The organism is Pseudomonas sp. LBUM1671 (assembly GCF_059695685.1).
In genome coordinates, this window is the sequence record NZ_CP166782.1 from 3,433,645 (window position 1) to 3,451,205 (window position 17,561).

General features: G+C 60.4%; 18 protein-coding genes. 14 read left to right on the plus strand and 4 right to left on the minus strand.

Annotated elements, in window-relative coordinates; all coding sequences use genetic code 11:
- Window positions 1-128: 128 nt before the first annotated feature.
- Window positions 129-1,151 (minus strand): protease SohB, encoded by a 1,023-nt coding sequence (gene sohB / locus ACA060_RS15675; RefSeq protein ID WP_010460936.1) that lies wholly within the window; start codon window positions 1,149-1,151, stop codon window positions 129-131.
- Window positions 1,152-1,356: 205 nt separating this feature from the next.
- On the opposite strand from sohB, the gene ACA060_RS15680 reads away from it, so the two are divergent.
- The 7 genes from ACA060_RS15680 to ACA060_RS15710 all read left to right on the plus strand — a co-directional run bounded on the left by ACA060_RS15680 (window position 1,357) and on the right by ACA060_RS15710 (window position 9,982).
- Window positions 1,357-2,067 carry a histidine phosphatase family protein gene (locus ACA060_RS15680; RefSeq protein ID WP_497311704.1) on the plus strand — a complete coding sequence of 237 codons (711 nt, stop codon included), beginning with the start codon at window positions 1,357-1,359 and terminating at the stop codon, window positions 2,065-2,067.
- 77 nt (window positions 2,068-2,144) lie between these two features.
- Window positions 2,145-2,459 (plus strand): SCP2 sterol-binding domain-containing protein, encoded by a 315-nt coding sequence (locus ACA060_RS15685; RefSeq protein WP_426205832.1) that lies wholly within the window; start codon window positions 2,145-2,147, stop codon window positions 2,457-2,459.
- A gap of 295 nt (window positions 2,460-2,754) precedes the next feature.
- Complete coding sequence (locus tag ACA060_RS15690) at window positions 2,755-4,602, plus strand: amidohydrolase (protein ID WP_497318260.1); 1,848 nt, start codon at window positions 2,755-2,757, stop codon at window positions 4,600-4,602.
- Between the two features lie 401 nt (window positions 4,603-5,003).
- On the plus strand, window positions 5,004-6,731 hold the full coding sequence (locus ACA060_RS15695; protein ID WP_497311705.1) for a hydrogenase maturation protein: 1,728 nt from the start codon (window positions 5,004-5,006) through the stop codon (window positions 6,729-6,731).
- Window positions 6,732-6,785: 54 nt separating this feature from the next.
- Window positions 6,786-7,649, plus strand: a complete 864-nt coding sequence (locus tag ACA060_RS15700) for a LysR family transcriptional regulator (RefSeq protein ID WP_497311706.1) — start codon at window positions 6,786-6,788, stop codon at window positions 7,647-7,649.
- Window positions 7,650-7,748: 99 nt separating this feature from the next.
- Entirely contained in the window at window positions 7,749-8,894 is a 1,146-nt protein-coding gene (locus tag ACA060_RS15705) for a sterol desaturase/SRPBCC family protein (protein WP_497311707.1), read from the plus strand.
- Entirely contained in the window at window positions 8,891-9,982 is a 1,092-nt protein-coding gene (locus tag ACA060_RS15710) for an SMP-30/gluconolactonase/LRE family protein (RefSeq protein ID WP_497311708.1), read from the plus strand. Before ACA060_RS15705 ends, ACA060_RS15710 begins: the two co-directional genes overlap by 4 nt.
- 122 nt (window positions 9,983-10,104) lie before the next feature.
- Here ACA060_RS15710 and ACA060_RS15715 read toward each other — a convergent pair whose 3' ends face one another.
- Both ACA060_RS15715 and ACA060_RS15720 read right to left on the minus strand, forming a co-directional pair.
- Window positions 10,105-10,347 (minus strand): hypothetical protein, encoded by a 243-nt coding sequence (locus tag ACA060_RS15715; protein ID WP_497311709.1) that lies wholly within the window; start codon window positions 10,345-10,347, stop codon window positions 10,105-10,107.
- Between the two features lie 111 nt (window positions 10,348-10,458).
- Window positions 10,459-10,701: a hypothetical protein gene (locus ACA060_RS15720; RefSeq protein ID WP_497311710.1), complete on the minus strand. Its 243-nt coding sequence runs from the start codon at window positions 10,699-10,701 to the stop codon at window positions 10,459-10,461.
- 218 nt (window positions 10,702-10,919) lie between these two features.
- On the opposite strand from ACA060_RS15720, the gene ACA060_RS15725 reads away from it, so the two are divergent.
- Complete coding sequence (locus ACA060_RS15725) at window positions 10,920-11,441, plus strand: DUF4142 domain-containing protein (RefSeq protein ID WP_109632116.1); 522 nt, start codon at window positions 10,920-10,922, stop codon at window positions 11,439-11,441.
- Between the two features lie 54 nt (window positions 11,442-11,495).
- On the opposite strand, the gene ACA060_RS15730 is transcribed toward ACA060_RS15725, so the two are convergent.
- Window positions 11,496-11,768, minus strand: a complete 273-nt coding sequence (locus ACA060_RS15730) for a hypothetical protein (protein WP_497311711.1) — start codon at window positions 11,766-11,768, stop codon at window positions 11,496-11,498.
- Window positions 11,769-12,050: 282 nt separating this feature from the next.
- Between ACA060_RS15730 and ACA060_RS15735 the strand changes: the two genes are divergently transcribed.
- Genes ACA060_RS15735 through ACA060_RS15760 form a run of 6 tightly spaced genes read left to right on the plus strand, consistent with a single transcriptional unit; the run spans window position 12,051 to window position 17,478 of the window.
- Window positions 12,051-12,902 carry an STAS domain-containing protein gene (locus tag ACA060_RS15735; RefSeq protein ID WP_109632119.1) on the plus strand — a complete coding sequence of 284 codons (852 nt, stop codon included), beginning with the start codon at window positions 12,051-12,053 and terminating at the stop codon, window positions 12,900-12,902.
- Window positions 12,903-12,906: 4 nt separating this feature from the next.
- Window positions 12,907-13,269 (plus strand): STAS domain-containing protein, encoded by a 363-nt coding sequence (locus ACA060_RS15740; RefSeq protein WP_497311712.1) that lies wholly within the window; start codon window positions 12,907-12,909, stop codon window positions 13,267-13,269.
- Entirely contained in the window at window positions 13,266-13,670 is a 405-nt protein-coding gene (locus ACA060_RS15745; protein WP_109632122.1) for an anti-sigma regulatory factor, read from the plus strand. The genes ACA060_RS15740 and ACA060_RS15745 overlap by 4 nt, the downstream gene beginning before the upstream one ends.
- Window positions 13,667-14,677 (plus strand): ATP-binding protein, encoded by a 1,011-nt coding sequence (locus tag ACA060_RS15750; RefSeq protein WP_497318262.1) that lies wholly within the window; start codon window positions 13,667-13,669, stop codon window positions 14,675-14,677. The genes ACA060_RS15745 and ACA060_RS15750 overlap by 4 nt, the downstream gene beginning before the upstream one ends.
- Window positions 14,670-15,545, plus strand: coding sequence for a sensor histidine kinase (locus ACA060_RS15755; protein ID WP_109632124.1), 876 nt, complete (start codon window positions 14,670-14,672; stop codon window positions 15,543-15,545). The genes ACA060_RS15750 and ACA060_RS15755 overlap by 8 nt, the downstream gene beginning before the upstream one ends.
- Window positions 15,535-17,478 carry a PAS domain-containing hybrid sensor histidine kinase/response regulator gene (locus ACA060_RS15760; RefSeq protein ID WP_497311713.1) on the plus strand — a complete coding sequence of 648 codons (1,944 nt, stop codon included), beginning with the start codon at window positions 15,535-15,537 and terminating at the stop codon, window positions 17,476-17,478. The genes ACA060_RS15755 and ACA060_RS15760 overlap by 11 nt, the downstream gene beginning before the upstream one ends.
- The last annotated feature ends 83 nt before the right edge of the window (window positions 17,479-17,561 follow it).

Below are 17,561 nucleotides of genomic sequence, written 5' to 3' on the forward strand. Positions count from 1 at the left end.
AGCGCGACCGTTCGACAATGGCATTAGGAAAATTCGTTATTTACGCAAGAAGCATGAACACGTTCTGAAGGCCAAAAAAAACCGTGGGCATTCCACGGTTTTTTTACTGACGGTGATGCCTGGGACGATTACCAGAAACGTTGCTGGGTCAACCGGCTCCACCAGCTCAGCAAGACGCGATCGACCGAACCACTGGCCGCCATGCCGATGCGCTCCTGCAGGCTTTTGCGTTCGGCGTAATGCAAGTGGTACAGCTCGGACTTCTTCGCCCGTTCAGCGAGGTATTCGTCACTGGTCTTGAGCTCGTCCACCAGCTGTTTGTCCAACGCAGCGATGCCGAGCCAGATTTCGCCGGTGGCGACCTCGTCGATGGCCAGTTGCGGGCGATAACGCGAAACGAAGTTCTTGAACAGCTGATGGGTGATGTCCAGGTCTTCCTGAAACTTCTCGCGGCCCTTCTCGGTGTTTTCGCCAAACACGGTCAAGGTGCGCTTGTATTCGCCGGCGGTTAGAACTTCGAAGTCGATATCGTGTTTTTTCAGCAAGCGATTGACGTTGGGCAACTGCGCCACGACGCCGATAGAACCCAGGATTGCGAACGGAGCGCTGATGATCTTCTCGCCGATGCACGCCATCATGTAGCCGCCGCTGGCCGCGACCTTGTCGATGCAAATGGTCAACGGCACACCCGCATCGCGAATGCGCGCCAGTTGCGAAGACGCCAGGCCGTAGCTGTGAACCATGCCGCCGCCGCTTTCCAGACGCAGCACGACTTCATCCTTTGGCGTCGCCAACGTCAACAGCGCGGTGATCTCGTGGCGCAGGCTTTCAGTGGCCGACGCCTTGATGTCGCCGTCGAAATCCAGCACGAACACCCGTGGCTTGGCCTCGGGTTTCTTCTTTTGCTTTTTATCGGTTTTAGCCTGGGATTTGCGCAAGGCCTTGAGCTGGTCCTTGTCGAGCAAGGTTTGCTCCAGGCGTTCACGCAGCTCTTTGTAGAAATCATTCAGTTTACTGACTTGCAACTGCCCGGCCGACTTGCGCCGCCCCTTGCTGCGCAACGCCGCGAAACTGGCCAGGACCACCAGAATGGCGATCACCAGTGTCACGGTCTTGGCCAGGAAACTGGCGTATTCGGACAAAAACTCCACAGTGACTCCTTCAAAAACGATGCGCAGCCTGATAAACGCGCGGGATAACTCAAGCATACCCATGCTCCGCCTCGGCGGCCAGCCGTGAAACCTCTGGCAACAAGCCTGTAACGGGCATTTCAAACAAGCGTATGTTTTTTCATTGACAGCTCACTGCCATACTCATAACCTCGCCAGACCTTCAACGTACCGGGATGACGCGGACGTGGGCAGCATCTACTTGATTCGACATGGCCAGGCCTCCTTTGGTGCAGACGACTATGACGTCCTGTCGCCGACCGGTGTTCGCCAGGCAGAAATCCTCGGCAAGCACCTTGCCGAGCTGGGTGTCAGCTTCGACCGATGCCTTTCGGGCGACCTGCGCCGCCAGCAGCATACGGCCACCAGCGCGCTGGAACAGTTCGCTGCCGTGGGCCTGCCGGTGCCGACCCTGGAAACCGATTCCGCCTTCAACGAATTCGACGCCGACGCGGTGATCCGCGCGCTGCTGCCAGCCATGCTGGAGGATGAACCCGAAGCACTGGAGATCCTGCGCAACGCCGCGCAGAACCGCGCCGAGTTCCAGCGCATCTTTGCCCTGATCATCGAACGCTGGCTTGCCGGCACCTATGACACGCCGGGGCTTGAAAGCTGGCTGGGCTTTGTCGAACGCGTGCAGGCCGGTCTTCACCGCATCCTCGAAAGTGCCGACAACACCCAGAAAATCGCCGTGTTCACCTCCGGCGGCACCATCACTGCCCTGCTCCACCTCATTACGCAAATGCCGGCACGGCAGGCATTTGAACTGAACTGGCAAATCGTCAACACCTCGCTCAACCTGCTGAAGTTTCGTGGTCGCGAGGTGGCACTGTCTTCTTTCAACAGTCATGCGCACTTGCAACTGTTGAAGGCACCGGAACTCATCACGTTTCGCTGAGTCCGGACTATTGTGACCCTGGCTGTAATCACCAGCTGTAATTACCCTGCTCTTATTACCCAAGAAAGGATCGAACCATGACCTCCGTAGCTGATGCCGTACAAGCAATGAAAGCCAAGTTCAACCCAGCCGCCGCTGCCGGTCTGGACCTGGTATTCGGTTTCCGCATCGACGACACCAAGAACTTCTCGCTGATCGTCAAAGACAGCACCTGCGAGCTGCAAGAAGGCGAAAACCCTGACGCCCAGGTCACTCTGGTGATGGACGGCGAAACCCTGCAAGGCATCGTCGACGGTTCGACCGACGGCATGCAAGCGTTCATGGGCGGCAAACTGCGCGCTGAAGGCGACATGATGCTGGCCATGAAACTGTCCGAGCTGTTCCCGGCCTAAGCGCGCCGCTCCCGGTCTTCGGGAACACGTCTGGCTGCAAACGAATCCCGCCCCTCGAGGCGGGATTCGTCGTTTTCTGCCCTCGGAAAACGGCTACCTACGGATTTGCCGTCTATATTCCTTCTGGCCGTATGCGTCAGACATCGGCTGCTTGCCTCCCAAATGAATTGCGTGGAGCACTGCCATGAGCCCACCTGACGACCACGACGGTTTCAATCGCCGACGTGTACTGCAAGGCCTTTCGGCAGGTGCCGTCGGTGCCTGGATCAGCCCGCTATTCGCAGGGAGTAAAACCATGCCCGATGCCCCCGCCGACCTCATTCTGTACAACGGACGCCTGCACACTGTCGATCGCAAGAAACCCCAGGCCAGCGCCGTCGCGATCAAGGACGGACGCTTCGTGGTGGTCGGCAGCGACGCCCAGGCCATGGCGCTGCAGGGCCCCGGCACGCAGATCATCGACTTGCATGGCCGCACGGTGATCCCCGGCCTCAACGACTCGCACCTGCACCTGATCCGCGGTGGCCTGAACTACAACCTCGAACTGCGCTGGGAAGGCGTGCCGTCACTGGTCGATGCCTTACGCCTGCTCAAGGACCAGGCCGACCGCACGCCGACGCCACAATGGGTGCGAGTAGTCGGTGGCTGGAACGAATTCCAGTTCGCCGAAAAACGCCTGCCGACGATTGATGAGCTGAACAAGGCTGCGCCGGATACCCCGGTGTTTGTTCTGCACTTGTACGACCGAGCCCTGCTCAACCGCGCTGCGCTGAAAGTGGTCGGTTACACCCGTGACACGCCAAACCCGCCGGGCGGAGAAATTCAGCGGGACGCCAACGGCGATCCCACTGGCATGCTGATCGCCCGCCCGAACGCGATGATTCTTTACTCGACCCTCGCCAAGGGACCGAAATTGCCACTGGAGTATCAGGTCAATTCGACCCGCCAGTTTATGCGCGAACTCAATCGCCTCGGCGTGACCAGCGCCATCGATGCCGGCGGCGGTTATCAGAATTACCCGGACGACTATCAGGTCATCCAGCAACTGGCCAAAGACCAGCAGCTCACGGTGCGCATCGCCTACAACCTGTTCACGCAGAAGCCCAAGGAAGAGCTGACCGATTTCAAAAACTGGACCAGCACTTCCCATTACGGCCAGGGCGACGACTTCCTGCGGCACAACGGTGCCGGGGAAATGCTGGTGTTCTCGGCCGCGGACTTCGAGGATTTCCTCGAACCGCGCCCGGACCTGCCGCAAACCATGGAACAGGAACTGGAACCGGTGGTGCGCCATCTGGTGGAGCAACGCTGGCCGTTCCGCCTGCATGCCACCTACAACGAATCCATCAGCCGCATGCTCGACGTGTTCGAGAAGGTCAATCGCGACATTCCGTTCGACGGTTTGCCGTGGTTCTTCGATCATGCGGAAACCATCACACCGCAGAACATCGAGCGGGTGAAAGCCTTGGGCGGCGGCATCGCCATCCAGGATCGCATGGCCTTTCAGGGCGAATATTTCGTCGACCGTTATGGTGCCAAAGCCGCCGAAAACACGCCACCGATCGCGCGCATGCTCGCCGAAGGCCTTCCGGTCGGCGCCGGCACCGACGCCACGCGGGTGTCCAGCTACAACCCGTGGACTTCGATGTACTGGCTGGTCAGCGGCCGCACCGTCGGCGGACTGGAGCTGTACCCGCAAGGCTTGAGCCGCGATACGGCGCTGGAACTGTTCACCCACGGCAGCGCCTGGTTTTCCTCCGAACAAGGCAAGAAAGGCCAGATCAAAGTCGGGCAACTGGCGGATCTGATTGCACTGTCGGCGGACTACTTTCACATCGACGATGAAGCGATCAAATGGATCGAGTCGGTGTTGACCATCGTCGACGGCAAGATCGTCTATGGCGCCGTCGAGTTCGAAAAACTCGGGCCGCCGCCCGTGCCGGTGGTGCCGGAATGGTCGCCCGTGGCCAAGGTGCCAGGCCATTGGAAGCCCATGGCGCCGCTGACGGCGCAGATGCATCAATGCGTCGGCGCGTGCGCGGTGCATGCGCACAGTCATGAGCGGGCACGGTTGTCGTCAGCCCCTGTCAGTGATTTCCAGGGATTCTGGGGGGCGTTTGGCTGTTCCTGTTTCGCGTTTTGAACAAAGACCTCACCAACACCGACTATCCCCTGTGGGAGCGGGCTTGCTCGCGAACGCGTCTTGTCAGCCGACATCAATGCTGAATGACAGGATGCCTTCGCGAGCAAGCCCGCTCCCACAGGGGTACTGCATCGACTTCTCAAACTGTATAAGCCGTCGCGAACCCATCCATCCCCTTCGTTCGCTACCGCCGCCATCACAAACTCGTCTAAAAAACTGTTAGTTCTTACAGGTGCCAGTACGAGTGCGTCCGCTCTACTCTTTCAACTGACAAGCAAGCCGGAATGGTTTGACCCAAATCAACTTCCAGCGCCTGTAATTCCCGCACGATAACTTGCATCGAAGGCCAATGAAGGCCCAGTCGAGGCCGATGACCGGCCATTCTCAAGGAAGAGTCAAACATGCGACCACTCAACATTATTCTGTTGTCATCGGCATTCAATGGCCTGAGCCAAAGGGCCTGGCTGGAGTTGCGCCAGTTGGGGCATAGCCCGAGCGTGGTGCTGTTTACCGACGAAGACACCGTCTGCGAGCAGATCGAACAGTCTGGCGCCGACCTGGTGATCTGCCCGTTCCTGAAGGACCGGGTGCCGCAACAACTGTGGCGCAACTGTGAACGCCCGGTGGTGATTATTCATCCAGGCATTGTCGGTGACCGCGGCGCCAGCGCACTCGACTGGGCCATCACCCATAAGCTGACCCGTTGGGGTGTCACTGCGCTGCAAGCCGTGGAAGAAATGGATGCCGGGCCGGTCTGGTCCACCTGCGAGTTCAACCTGCCCCAAGGTCTGCGCAAATCCGAGCTGTACAACGGCCCGGTCAGCGATGCGGCGGTCCGCTGTATTCTTGATGTCGTGGACAAATTCATCGACGGTTATGTGCCGGTACCGGTGGATTATGACCATCCCCGGGTGTTGGGCCGCTTGCAACCGAACATGAAGCAGGATGATCGGACCTTCAGTTGGCATGACTGCTCACGCTTTATCAAACGCTGCATCGACGCCGCCGACGGACAACCCGGCGTTCTGGCGAGCCTGGCGGGTGGTCAGTATTACGTGTACGACGCCCACCGGGACTCACGCAGCGGCACCCCTGGAGAGATTCTGGCGGTGCGCGACGACGCGGTACTGGTCGCCACCGGCGATCGCAGTGTGTGGATCGGTTCGTTGCGCCGCAAACCCCGGCCCGGCGAAGAAACCTTCAAACGTCCGGCCCGGCACGTACTGGCTGCACAGCTGAAGGACGTGCCCATCCTCCACGGATCGATCGCCTCAACCCCTGACACCGAAACCTATCAACCGATCCGCTACCGTGAATCAGGGCCTGTCGGTGAGCTGACCTTCGAGTTTTACAACGGCGCCATGAGCACCGAGCAATGCCTGCGACTGGTCACCGCTCTGCGCTGGGCCAAATCCCGAGACACCCAGGTGCTGCTGATCAAGGGCGGGCGCGGCAGTTTCTCCAACGGCGTGCACCTCAACGTGATCCAGGCCGCCGAGGCGCCAGGACTGGAGGCCTGGGCCAATATCCAGGCGATCGACGACGTCTGCGAGGAATTGCTCAGTGCCCGGCAATTGGTGGTCAGCGGTCTGACGGGCAGTGCCGGGGCCGGGGGCGTGATGCTCGCGCTGGCCGCCGATTTTGTCTTCGCCCGAGCGGATATCGTGCTCAACCCGCACTACAAAACCATGGGGCTGTATGGCTCCGAATACCGGACCTACAGCCTGCCCCGCGCCGTCGGCCCACAGATGGCGGAAAAACTCTGCGAGGAGTGCCTGCCGGTCAGCGCGACCCAGGCGATGCAACTGGGCATGGTTCAGGAGATCGGCCCACGCTGCCCGGAGGCGTTTGGCGTATGGTTGTTGCAACGGGCGGGCAATGCGCTGACCGATCCGGCCTATGCCGCTGTGCGCGAGCGCAAGAACCGGCTCGACACTCAACTTCTGCAGCATTGCAGAAATGCCGAGCTGGAGGAGATGGAACTGGACATGGTGCACAACCGCAGTCAATTTGCCGAGAAGTGCCGTCACTTTGTGTTCAAGCGCAAGGCGTGTGGTACCCCGGTGCGACTGGTAGCGCAGTGGGCACGCCAGCGCAGTCGGACGCAGGCATTGGCCGCGGCGACCTGAGCCGGCCCACGCATATCCGTTTACAATGCTGGCACTTCCCGCACCGGCCTGCCCATGGACATCGATCTCGCTCGCACCTTTCTGGAAATTGTCCGTCACGGCAGCTTGGCTGCCGCGGCTGAAAAACTCCACGTCACCCAGACCGCAATCACGGCGCGCGTGCAAAAACTCGAGAGCCAATTGGGCAGCACGCTGTTCGTGCGCAACCGCGCCGGGGCGCGGCTGACGCCCAATGGCGAGGCGTTTGTGGTGTACGCCAATCAACTGGTCGAAACCTGGGAAGCTGCGCGTCGGGACTTGCCGCTGCCCGAGGGTTACCACGACGTACTGCACATCGGCGGCGAAGTCAGTCTGTGCAACCCGCTGATGCTCAGTTGGGCCGGCGAATTGCGCGAGAAGATTCCCAGCCACGCCCTGCGCATGGAAATCCGCGACGGCGAGACGCTGTTGCGGCAACTGGAACTGGGAGTGCTGGACGCAGCGCTGGTCTATCAGCCGGAATACTGGCCGCGCCTGCAAGTCGAGCAGATCCTCGAAGAAAAACTCATCCTCGTACGCCTCGCCGGGCGATCCGATCCTTACGTGTATATCGACTGGGGTCCGGATTTCCGCCGCCAACACGATGCCGCCCTGCCGGAAAAAGCCAAGGCTGCCTTGAGCTTCAACCTCGGTCCGCTGGCCCTGCAATACATCCTGGAAAACGGCGGCAGCGGTTACTTCCGCACCCGCGTGGTCCAGAGCTACCTGGAAAGCGGCGTGCTGGAGCCCGTGCCCAAAGCTCCGGAATTCAGCTACCCGACCTACCTGGTTTACTCCCGCGATCGCGACTCGGCGACCTTGCAACAGGCCTTCGATCTGTTGCGTGAAGTGATCAAGACCGACGACGACTGGTCCCAACGCTGGAACCCGCTGACCTGATACACCGGATCATGGCGCTTGTGTCATCCAGGTTTGCCCGAGGCTGCGCGGGCAGATCAGCTAATCTGCTGGTGATAACAATAACCAGAGGTGACCGCAGTGAGGCAGACCACCCAGGCATTTCGCGACCGCTATCGCGCTGACATTCATCCGCTCTACAACCCCTGGCTGCACGGCGCCTTTGTGCTGCTGTTCGGCGTGCTGGCCATCGGCGGGTTCTGGAGCACCGTGCATCAGGTCCAGCCGCTGGAATGGTTGGCGGTGCCGTTGACGCTGCTGTTCTTCAATTTCGGCGTGTACATGGTGCATCGGCATCTGGGGCATCACAAAAAGAGCTTCGCGCGGATGTTCTACGCCCGCCATGCCGGCGACCATCACAGCTTTTTCGCCCCTGGGCACATGACCTACGACAGCGCTCGGGACTGGCGGGTGATTCTGTTTCCGGCCTGGTTGATCGTGTTGCACACCGTGGTCATCACCCTGCCCCTCTGGTGGCTGCTCCAGCAGGTCGATGCCAATATCGCGGGACTGTTTGGCGGCTGCCTGGTCCTTGGGTACCTGATGTACGAGGTGTTTCATGCCTGCGAGCATTTGCCCCCGGGCAACCCCGTCACACGTCTGCCATGGATCCGCCAGATGCGTCGCCTGCATGAACTGCATCACCGCCGCGAGCTGATGCAGGAACGCAATTTCAATATCGTCTTTCCGCTGATGGATTACCTGTTCGGCACCCTGTACTGGGAACCGGAGCCTGCCCCCTTGCCCTTGACGAGAACGGCCATGACCCGCATGCAGCACCAGATCGCTATCGCTGGAAATCCGATAGATGTGCTCGCCTATGCCAGCACCGTCACCCGGTGGCCGGAGTGGCATCCGTCGTCCCTCAAGGTCGAGGGGCAAGGTGGCCCGCTGCATGCCGGCCAGCGGTTCGAGGAGGACATTCGTGCCGGCGGGCGTACGGGGCACTTGAGCTGGGAGGTCAACGAATACTTGCCAGGCCGCCGCTGGAGTGCCAGGGCGCGCGGTGATCATGGGTTGTCGCTGGTCGTGACCTACGAATGCGAGGCGCAAGGCGAAGGCACGCGTTTTGTGCGGACGCTGGAGTATCAGTTTTCGGGCCTGGCGATGCGTATCACCAATCGATTGCTGCTCAAGCGGCGTATCGAGCATGAGTCCGCAGCATCGATGCTGGCGCTGCGCGAAATGGCGCAGAAAAACCTCACCCCTGCGGGAGTCAGCGTGTGAGAAGAGCCTTCAGGTTTCGCCATCTGCTGTGGCTGCTGATCATCGTCCTCGGCGCTTTTCTGTTGTTTTTCCCGACCAAGGTTCGGCCGGTGGCCTGGACACCGTCGCCGGCGCCTTCCCTCACCAGCGGTGTATATGCCGACAATCAGCGTCTGAAAGGGGTGGAGCGCGTCGGCCCGGCCGGCATCGAAGGGCCGGAGGCGCTGTTGCTGGAAGACAACGCGCTCATCACCGGGCTGCACGATGGCCGGTTGATCCGCACCAGCCTCGACGGCAAGGACACCAAGGTGCTGGCCGATACCGGTGGCCGGCCTCTGGGCCTGGCGCGGCACCCGAGCGGGTTGCTGGTGATCGCTGACAGCGTCAAAGGTTTGCTGTCCCTGGATGCCCAAGGCCGGCTGATCCCGCTGGCCACCGCGGCCGACGACGTGCCTTTCGGTTTCACCGATGACGTGGTCATCGACAAGTCCGGGCACTACGCCTATTTCAGCGATGCCTCCAGCCGCTGGGGTTATGGCAAAGATGGCGAGGCGATCATCGAGCACGGTGGCGATGGACGTTTGTTGCGCTATGACTTCCAGACGGGCAAGACCTTGGTGTTGCTGGACAAGCTTGAGTTTGCCAATGGCGTGACGCTGGGGCCGGATGACAGCTATGTACTGGTCAACGAAACGGGCGCTTACCGCATCACCCGCTTTTGGTTGAGCGGGCCGAAAGCCGGAACCCACGACGTGTTTATCGACAATCTGCCGGGCCTGCCGGACAACCTCGCGTTCAATGGCCGCGACCGTTTCTGGGTAGCGCTCTACGCACCGCGCAATGCGCTGCTCGACGCCACGGCGCCGCACCCGTTCGTGCGCAAGATGATCGTGCGGGCGATGACGGTCTTGCCCAAACCGGTGGAAAAGCGCGCGTTTGCGCTGGGTCTGGACCTTGAGGGCAAGGTGATTGCCAACCTGCAGGATGCGGGCAATGGCAATTACTCGCCGATTACCACCGTGCGCGAGTATGGGGACTGGTTGTATTTGGGTTCGCTGAAGGCCATGAACATGGCGCGCCTACCCCTGACCACGGCCCTCCAGAAGTAAGACACAAACCCCGTGAGAGCGGGCTTGCTCGCGAAGGCGTCGTGTCAGTCGATATCTGCTTTGGCTGATACATCGCTTTAGCGAGCAAGCCCGCTCCCACAGGAGATGTGTGGTGGATTAGGTTAGCGGGGATCGATCTCGTGATCGCGCACGGCGTTGTCTGTTTCTTCGCGCACCCGTTCCGGGTCCATCGCGGTGGAATCGTCCTCATCCAGCGGGCGCACACCTTCATTGTTCGGCAATTCGTCGATGCCCGGCTCGTCTTCGGGGTTGATCGTCGTGCGGCCGGGGCTTAGCGGCTCAGGATGAGTCGGGATCGGGTCGAACCCGCCCTGCTCTTCACTAGGAAATTTCGGGTCGGTCATAAGGCACCTCGCAGGGAGTCGAAAGGGTCGGACTCTTATCTTTCGAGGTGCCGGTTTTGATCACCGTTCCAATTTTTCAGTCACCGGTTGTCGGTGAGTGGGCAAGGCGCGTCAGGATGGCGATTGGAGCCTATCAACGATCTTTTGCTTAACCTGCACACGCGCCTCCTTGAGCTTCTTCAGTGCGTCATCGCTCGGCGCATCCGATTTTGCGGTTTCAGCCTTGACTACCTCGGCGTCCGCTTGCGAATACTTGTTGATCAGTGAATCAAGTAACGGATCCTTGGAGCGTTTTTGCTGGATATCTTCCTTTGAAAGTTTCAGGTCCTGATAAAGGTCGTGTGGCACCGGCATGGAACACCTCCGTTTGTTGATCGGCAGCAAACGCGATCAATTGCGTTCGCCAACTATCAGAATGGCCTCGGTTGACGGGTTCTGTCGACCGCCTATCAGACCAGCGGTGTCCGTTCGTCGTCCGGCCGCAAACCCGATAAAACCTTTGCGTGAGCGCCTGCCTCCATTGAATAACGATCACCTCGATCGCTTACCCAAACCTGTGTGGAGAATGACCAATGGACGGATTCACCCTGCGCCACCTCGCTCTGGCCGTAGCCTTGAGCACCAGCATGGGCACAGCTTTTGCCGCCACTTCCAATGACTTTGTCGACAACGCGGCCGCGGGCGGTATTGCGGAAATCGAAACCAGCCGTCTGGCGCTGGAAAAAAGCTCATCGGCCGACATCAAGGAATTCGCCACCATGATGATCACCGATCATTCCAAGGCCAACGATGAACTGGCGGCCTTGGCGAAAAAGAATGACATCGAAGTGCCGGACGAGACGACGCTGGTCAAACAAGCCAAGGAAAAAATCCTCGACATGCGTGATGAGTCCTTCGACGCGGCCTATGCCAATAATCAGGTGAAGGCCCACGAAGACACCATCAAGCTGTTTGAAAAACAAGCCAACACAGTGACGGATGACAAGGTAAAAGGCGCCACCGAGCTGAAAGGCTTCGCGCAAAAAATGTTGCCGGCACTGGAAAAACACCTGGAGATGGCGAAAAAACTCCAGGCGGCGCACCCAAGCAAATAACGCACAAAAATAAGGCCGCATCGATGGATGCGGCCTTTTTGCATGCTGCCGGAACTAGCCGCCATCGGTATCGATGTCGGCATCCGTGTCTTCGCCGGGTTTCGGCCGGTCGGGTGTCGGTTTGAAACCAGGGCTGAACTCATTGTCGTTGTCATCGTGATGATTCTTCTGATCCACCGCCTCATCGGCGCTCTGCGAGTCGGTGGATTGGCTCTGACGCTGCCCCTCTGGCGCGGCTTCACCCGGAGTTTGCGGGTCTATGGCCGGGTCATTGCGGTCGACCGGCGTTCCCGATTGATCCTGTTGTTGTGTCGATTCGTCTTTCATACGTACCTCGCTTGTGACGGCCAGCCCGATTGAAACAGCCGGGGCCTTGAAAGTTCGAAGCCATCCCGGCACAGGGGTTCAATCCAATGGTCCGGCACCCGACAGGATCAAAGTCAAAAAATCGCCGTTGGCGGCAGTGCCGACTAGAGTTACCGGGCAAGTGCTGGCCAGGACGAAAAAAACCTGCGCACAGCAAACAACTATTTCAGACGGCAAATGTCACTGATTCGGGTCGATTGTATTTTGGGGAATCGGCCCGTCATATTTCAGGAGCACAAGGACATGGCAGCAATGCAAATCAGCACACTCGACGCGATGAAAAACAACCACACGCAGTTGCTTGGGGAATGGATCACCAGCCTGGAAGCCAGTGGTGCCAACCGTAATCTCAAGGACCAGGATCTAAAGCAGCAGACCACGGACTTCCTGCAACTGGTGGTCGCGGGCCTGGAAAACGGCAACAGTCAGAACATCGCCGCGCCGGGCTGGGATGAGGCTCGACAATTCCTCGAAAAACTCTCCCACAGCCGCGCCCTGCTCGGCCAGGATTCGCACCAGACTGCCAGCTTCATTTTCTCGCTGAAAGGCCCGCTGTTTTCCTTGCTGCAAGCTCACTACAAAGACAATCCGGGCGTATTGGCCGAACAGCTCTGGGAAGTGTCTGAGCTGCTCGATGCACTGGGCATGCACACCATCCGCACCTTCCAGAAATCCCGTGAAGCGGTGATCAAACGTCAGCAGGAAGAACTGCTGGAGCTCTCGACCCCGGTGGTCAAGCTCTGGGACGGCGTGCTCGCCCTGCCGATGATCGGCACCCTGGATTCGCAACGCACCCAGGTGGTGATGGAATCGCTGCTGCAACGGATCGTTGATACCGGTTCGGAAATCGCCATCATCGACATCACTGGCGTGCCGACCGTCGATACCCTGGTGGCGCAGCACTTGCTCAAGACCGTGACCGCGATCCGCCTGATGGGCGCCGATTGCATCATCAGCGGCGTGCGTCCGCAAATCGCTCAGACCATCGTTCACCTGGGCCTGGACCTGCAAGGCGTAGTCACCAAGGCCAACCTGGCCGACGCCCTCAAACTGGCTCTGACCCGCCTGGGAATCACCGTCAGCAAGGCAGTCTAAGCCGATGGATAGAATTCCAATTCTGCAGATGGGTAACCTTCTGCTGGTGACCATCCAGGTCGACATGCACGACCAGCTCGCCCTGACGCTTCAGGACGATCTCTCAGAGCGCATCAGCAAGACCACGGCGCGCGGGGTTCTGATCGATATCTCCGCCCTGGACATGGTCGACTCATTCATTGGCCGCATGATCGGGACGATTTCCGGGCTGTCGAAAATCATGGACGCCGAAACCGTGCTGGTGGGCATGCAGCCTGCGGTCGCCATCACCCTGGTTGAGCTGGGCCTGACCTTGCCCGGCGTCAGCACCGCGCTGAACGTCGAGCGCGGGATGAAACTGCTTCAGGATCGAGTACGCGAGCAATGACTCTGCGCAGCAGCGGCACTCAGCCGATTCAGATCGAGCAGGACGTGGTCCTGGCCCGGCAGACTGCGCGCAAGCTGGCCACTGAATGCGGCATGCGCCTGATCGACCTGACCAAACTGGTGACCGCCGTCAGCGAGCTGGCGCGCAACACCATGGTGTATGGCGGTGGCGGCGACATGGATTGGCAGATCCTCGACGAAAACTCGAGGGTCGGTTTGCGCCTGACCTTTCGCGATGAAGGCCCGGGCATCCCGGACATCAAACTGGCCATGACCGACGGCTGGACCTCCGGCAGCGGCCTGGGCCTTGGCCTGACCGGCGCCAAGCGGCTGGTGGATGAGTTCGAACTCGACACCGCGCCCGGCCAGGGCACTCGCATAACGATCACCCGATGGACATGAATATCGGGGGGTCGCTGACCCAAGTGCTGTTGATCGAGGACAGCAGCCAGATCGGCTTTGCCCGGCGCACCGCGCAGAAGCTCGCCGAAGACAATGGTTTCGACATGACCGATGCCGGTCGCGTGGCGCTGGTGGCCACGGAATTGGCCAGCAACGTGCTCAAGCATGCAGCCCAGGGCGAATTGCACCTGCGAATCCTGCCCGGTAAAAGCGCCAACGGCATCGAAATGCTCGCGGTGGACCGTGCCCAGGGCTTTGACCTGCAAGCGTGCATGACTGACGGGTTTTCCACGGGAGGCACGCAGGGCATCGGCCTGGGCGCGGTGTCGCGTCAGACCGAGGTCTTCGATGTTCACACCGACTCGCGCGGCACCGTACTGCTGGCCCGTTTGTACCCGCGCGCCAGCAAGGACGCGGACTTGCGCATCGGCATCAGTCAGCACTCGCTGCACAACGACCCTGCCTGCGGTGATGTCTGGCACCTGGCGTTCGACGGGGCAAACCTCAGCGTTTTGGTGATCGACGGCCTGGGCCATGGCGAAGAAGCCGAACACGCTGCACGCGCCGGGGAAAAAGCCTTCGCCCTGGCACCGTTCGCCTCGCCGGTGTTCCTGCTCGAAGACATTCACCACGCGATGATCGGCACCCGCGGCGGCGCCCTGGCGATTGCCCAATTCGACGGCCACCGTGGCACGCTGAAATTCACCGGCATCGGCAACATCGGCGGCAGCCTGATCAGCCCGGACAAGTCCCGTGGCCTGGCGTCCCACCCGGGGATCGTCGGCGGGCAATACCGCAAAGCCCAGCCTTTTGACTATGCACACGTGGACGGACATCTATTGATCATGTACAGCGATGGCCTGCAGTCCCGCTGGAACCTGCACGACTACCCTGGCCTGGTGCACCGTCATCCCGCCGTGATCGCAGCGGTCCTGCATCGCGATTTCTGTCGCGGCCGGGACGATGTCACGGTCCTGGTCGTTGCCTTGGAGGCCGCCCATGGCTGAGTCGCCCCTGCCGTCTATCGACGAACAATCGGCGCTGATTGCGCACTTGCAGAGTGAATCTGCAGCACTGCGCGAAGAGCTCGACGAAACCAATCAGGGCGTGCTCGCGCTGTACGCCGAGCTCGACAACCAGGCTGAAGAACTGCGCCAGGCGTCGGACCTCAAAAGTCGCTTCCTGTCCTACATGAGCCACGAGTTTCGCACGCCGCTCGGCTCGATCCTGAGCATTGCCAGCCTGCTGACCGATGAAATCGACGGTCCGCTGAGCCCCGAGCAACACAAGCAGGTCGCGTTCGTCAGCACCGCCGCGCGGGAGCTGAGCGACATGGTCGACGACTTGCTCGACCTTGCGAAAATCGAAGCCGGGCGCATCACTATCTCACCCGCCTGGTTCGACATGTTCGACTTGTTTGCCGCCCTGCGTGGCATGTTTCGGCCTATCGTCGACGCTACGGCGGTGGATTTGATCTTCGAAGAACCGGTGGGATTGCCGCGCCTGTACACGGATGACAAGAAGCTGGCGCAGATCCTGCGCAACTTCATTTCCAACTCGCTGAAGTTCACCACCCGCGGTGAAGTGCGGGTCTCGGCCTCGCTCGAAGGTTCCAGCCAGGTACGCTTCGCCGTCACCGATACAGGAATAGGTATCGCTGCAGAGCTACATGGCGCATTGTTCGAGGACTTTTCCCAAGTCGATTCGCCGCTGCAAAAACGCCTGCGCGGTACGGGCCTGGGCTTGTCGTTGTGCAAACGCTTCGCCGCATTGCTGGGTGGCGAGGTCGGGGTCGAGAGTACGCCCGGGGTCGGTTCGACCTTTTTCGTGATCATCCCGCTGGCCATCGCCATGGAGCCTGCCGATGAAACGTGACATTCGCCTGTTGATCGTCGATGACAACGCCGCCACGCGCTACGCTCTGCGTCGACGCCTGGAGCCGCACGGCTACATCGTGCTGGAGGCCGGAACTGGTGGCGACGGTCTGGCGCTGATCGACAACGAATGCGTCGACGCGCTGATTCTGGACGTCAACCTGCCCGACATGAGCGGCTTCGATATTGTCCGCAAACTGCGTGCGGAAGCGGTTACAGCGTTGTTGCCGGTGATTCACGTGTCGGCGGCATCGATCCAGACCGGTGACATCATCACCGGTCTGGACGCCGGGGCCGATGCCTACCTGATCCATCCCGTGGACCCGGACGTGTTGCTCGCGACCCTGCGCACCCTGTTGCGGGTGCGTGAGACGGAAAACGCCCTGCGTGATAGCGAGGCGCGGTTTCGCGAGATTTTCGTCAACGTCTCGGCGCCCATCGCGGTGCTGGACGCCCAGTTCAAAGTCCATGAATGTAATCATGCCTTCTCCCGACTGATACAGGACAACCGCGACCCGGACTCCTTGCGCGAGTGCTTCGCCGACCAGCAGCAGGCGATCCTCGATGAACTGCGCCTGCGCCTGACCGCCGGGGAACGCTGGAAAGGCACGCTGAACATGCGCATCGAGGGCGAGCTGCGGGAAACCGAGTGGCAGATTTCCCCCTACCGCACCCCTGAACTGAGCCTGGTGTTCGTCGAGGATGTCACCGAACATCGTCACCGCGAACGCTCGCACCTGGCCCGTCTCGACGATGCCACGTCGCAACTGGAACACGAGATCGCCGCGCGCGTGCGCACCGAGAGCCAGTTGTTGCAAGTGCAGAAAATGGACGCACTGGGCAAGCTCACCGGCGGCATCGCCCATGACTTCAACAACCTGCTGACCGGCATCATCACCAGCCTGGAATTGATCCAGAAACGGGTGGCCGATTCGCGTACCGACAAGGTCCAGTTCTACGCCGAAGCCGCGCTGAACTCGGCCATGAGTGCCGCTTCCCTGACCCATCGCTTGCTGGCCTTTGCCCGTCAGCAGCCGCTCAACACGCGGCCGGTGGACATCAACGAACACATCCGCTCCCTCGAAGAATTGCTGGTGCGCACCATCGGCGAACACATTGCGCTGAAACTCGAACTGACCTCCAAAGCCGCGATAGCCCTGGTCGATCCGATCCAGCTGGAAAGCGCCGTGCTCAACCTGGTGATCAACGCGCGCGATGCCTTGCCGCAAGGCGGGAATATCTGGGTCAGCACTTACGCGGCGTATTCCCACGGAGACCTGAAACTGGCGGACGGGGCGTATGTTGCGCTGTCCGTGCGCGATGACGGAACGGGCATCGAGCACAATGTGATCGACAAGGTCTTCGACCCGTTTTTCACCACCAAGCCACTGGGCCAGGGCACCGGGCTGGGGTTGTCGAGTATTTACGGGTTCGCCCGCCAATCCGGTGGCGACGCGCACATCCGTAGCGTGGCCAGCCGCGGCACCGAAGTGACCATCATGCTGCCCGCCAGCGCCGACCCGAGCACCACGCAAGCAGAACCTGCGAGCGTCGATCAACAGGGCTCGGGTGAGCATGTATTGATTGTCGAAGACATGCCGTCGGTACGCATGTTTGTCACCGAAGTGTTGGTGGACGCCGGATATCGCTGCACCCAGGTGGGCGATATCGAAGACGCCCTTGAACGCCTGAAAAACGACCCCTCGATTGATCTGATGCTCACCGACGTGGGGCTGCCGCGCATGAACGGCCGGGAACTGGCGGATGTCGCCCGAGGCTGGCGTGAAGGGTTGCCGATCCTGTTCATGACTGGTTACGCAGAAAATGCGATCAACCGTCAGGTGTTCCTCGGTGAGGGAATGGAGATGCTGATCAAGCCGTTTCAGATCAATGAACTGCTGGACAAGGTCCGGCGCACGCTCGACTGCGCCTGACAGGCCGCCTTCGCGAGCAAGCCCGCTCCCACAGTGGATCGGTGTGACTCCCATATCCTGAGTCCACAGAGATCAAATGTGGG

Excerpts from the sequence above, each read along its gene's own strand:
- ACA060_RS15685 (WP_426205832.1), top strand. The coding sequence starts at position 2,145 with ATGACCTCCGTAGCTGATGCCGTACAAGCAATGAAAGCCAAGTTCAAC.
- ACA060_RS15690 (WP_497318260.1), top strand. The coding sequence starts at position 2,755 with ATGCCCGATGCCCCCGCCGACCTCATTCTGTACAACGGACGCCTGCAC.
- ACA060_RS15695 (WP_497311705.1), top strand. The coding sequence starts at position 5,004 with ATGCGACCACTCAACATTATTCTGTTGTCATCGGCATTCAATGGCCTG.
- ACA060_RS15700 (WP_497311706.1), top strand. The coding sequence starts at position 6,786 with ATGGACATCGATCTCGCTCGCACCTTTCTGGAAATTGTCCGTCACGGC.
- ACA060_RS15715 (WP_497311709.1), bottom strand. The coding sequence starts at position 10,347 with ATGACCGACCCGAAATTTCCTAGTGAAGAGCAGGGCGGGTTCGACCCG.
- ACA060_RS15720 (WP_497311710.1), bottom strand. The coding sequence starts at position 10,701 with ATGCCGGTGCCACACGACCTTTATCAGGACCTGAAACTTTCAAAGGAA.
- ACA060_RS15725 (WP_109632116.1), top strand. The coding sequence starts at position 10,920 with ATGGACGGATTCACCCTGCGCCACCTCGCTCTGGCCGTAGCCTTGAGC.
- ACA060_RS15730 (WP_497311711.1), bottom strand. The coding sequence starts at position 11,768 with ATGAAAGACGAATCGACACAACAACAGGATCAATCGGGAACGCCGGTC.
- ACA060_RS15735 (WP_109632119.1), top strand. The coding sequence starts at position 12,051 with ATGGCAGCAATGCAAATCAGCACACTCGACGCGATGAAAAACAACCAC.
- ACA060_RS15740 (WP_497311712.1), top strand. The coding sequence starts at position 12,907 with ATGGATAGAATTCCAATTCTGCAGATGGGTAACCTTCTGCTGGTGACC.
- ACA060_RS15745 (WP_109632122.1), top strand. The coding sequence starts at position 13,266 with ATGACTCTGCGCAGCAGCGGCACTCAGCCGATTCAGATCGAGCAGGAC.
- ACA060_RS15750 (WP_497318262.1), top strand. The coding sequence starts at position 13,667 with ATGAATATCGGGGGGTCGCTGACCCAAGTGCTGTTGATCGAGGACAGC.
- ACA060_RS15755 (WP_109632124.1), top strand. The coding sequence starts at position 14,670 with ATGGCTGAGTCGCCCCTGCCGTCTATCGACGAACAATCGGCGCTGATT.
- ACA060_RS15760 (WP_497311713.1), top strand. The coding sequence starts at position 15,535 with ATGAAACGTGACATTCGCCTGTTGATCGTCGATGACAACGCCGCCACG.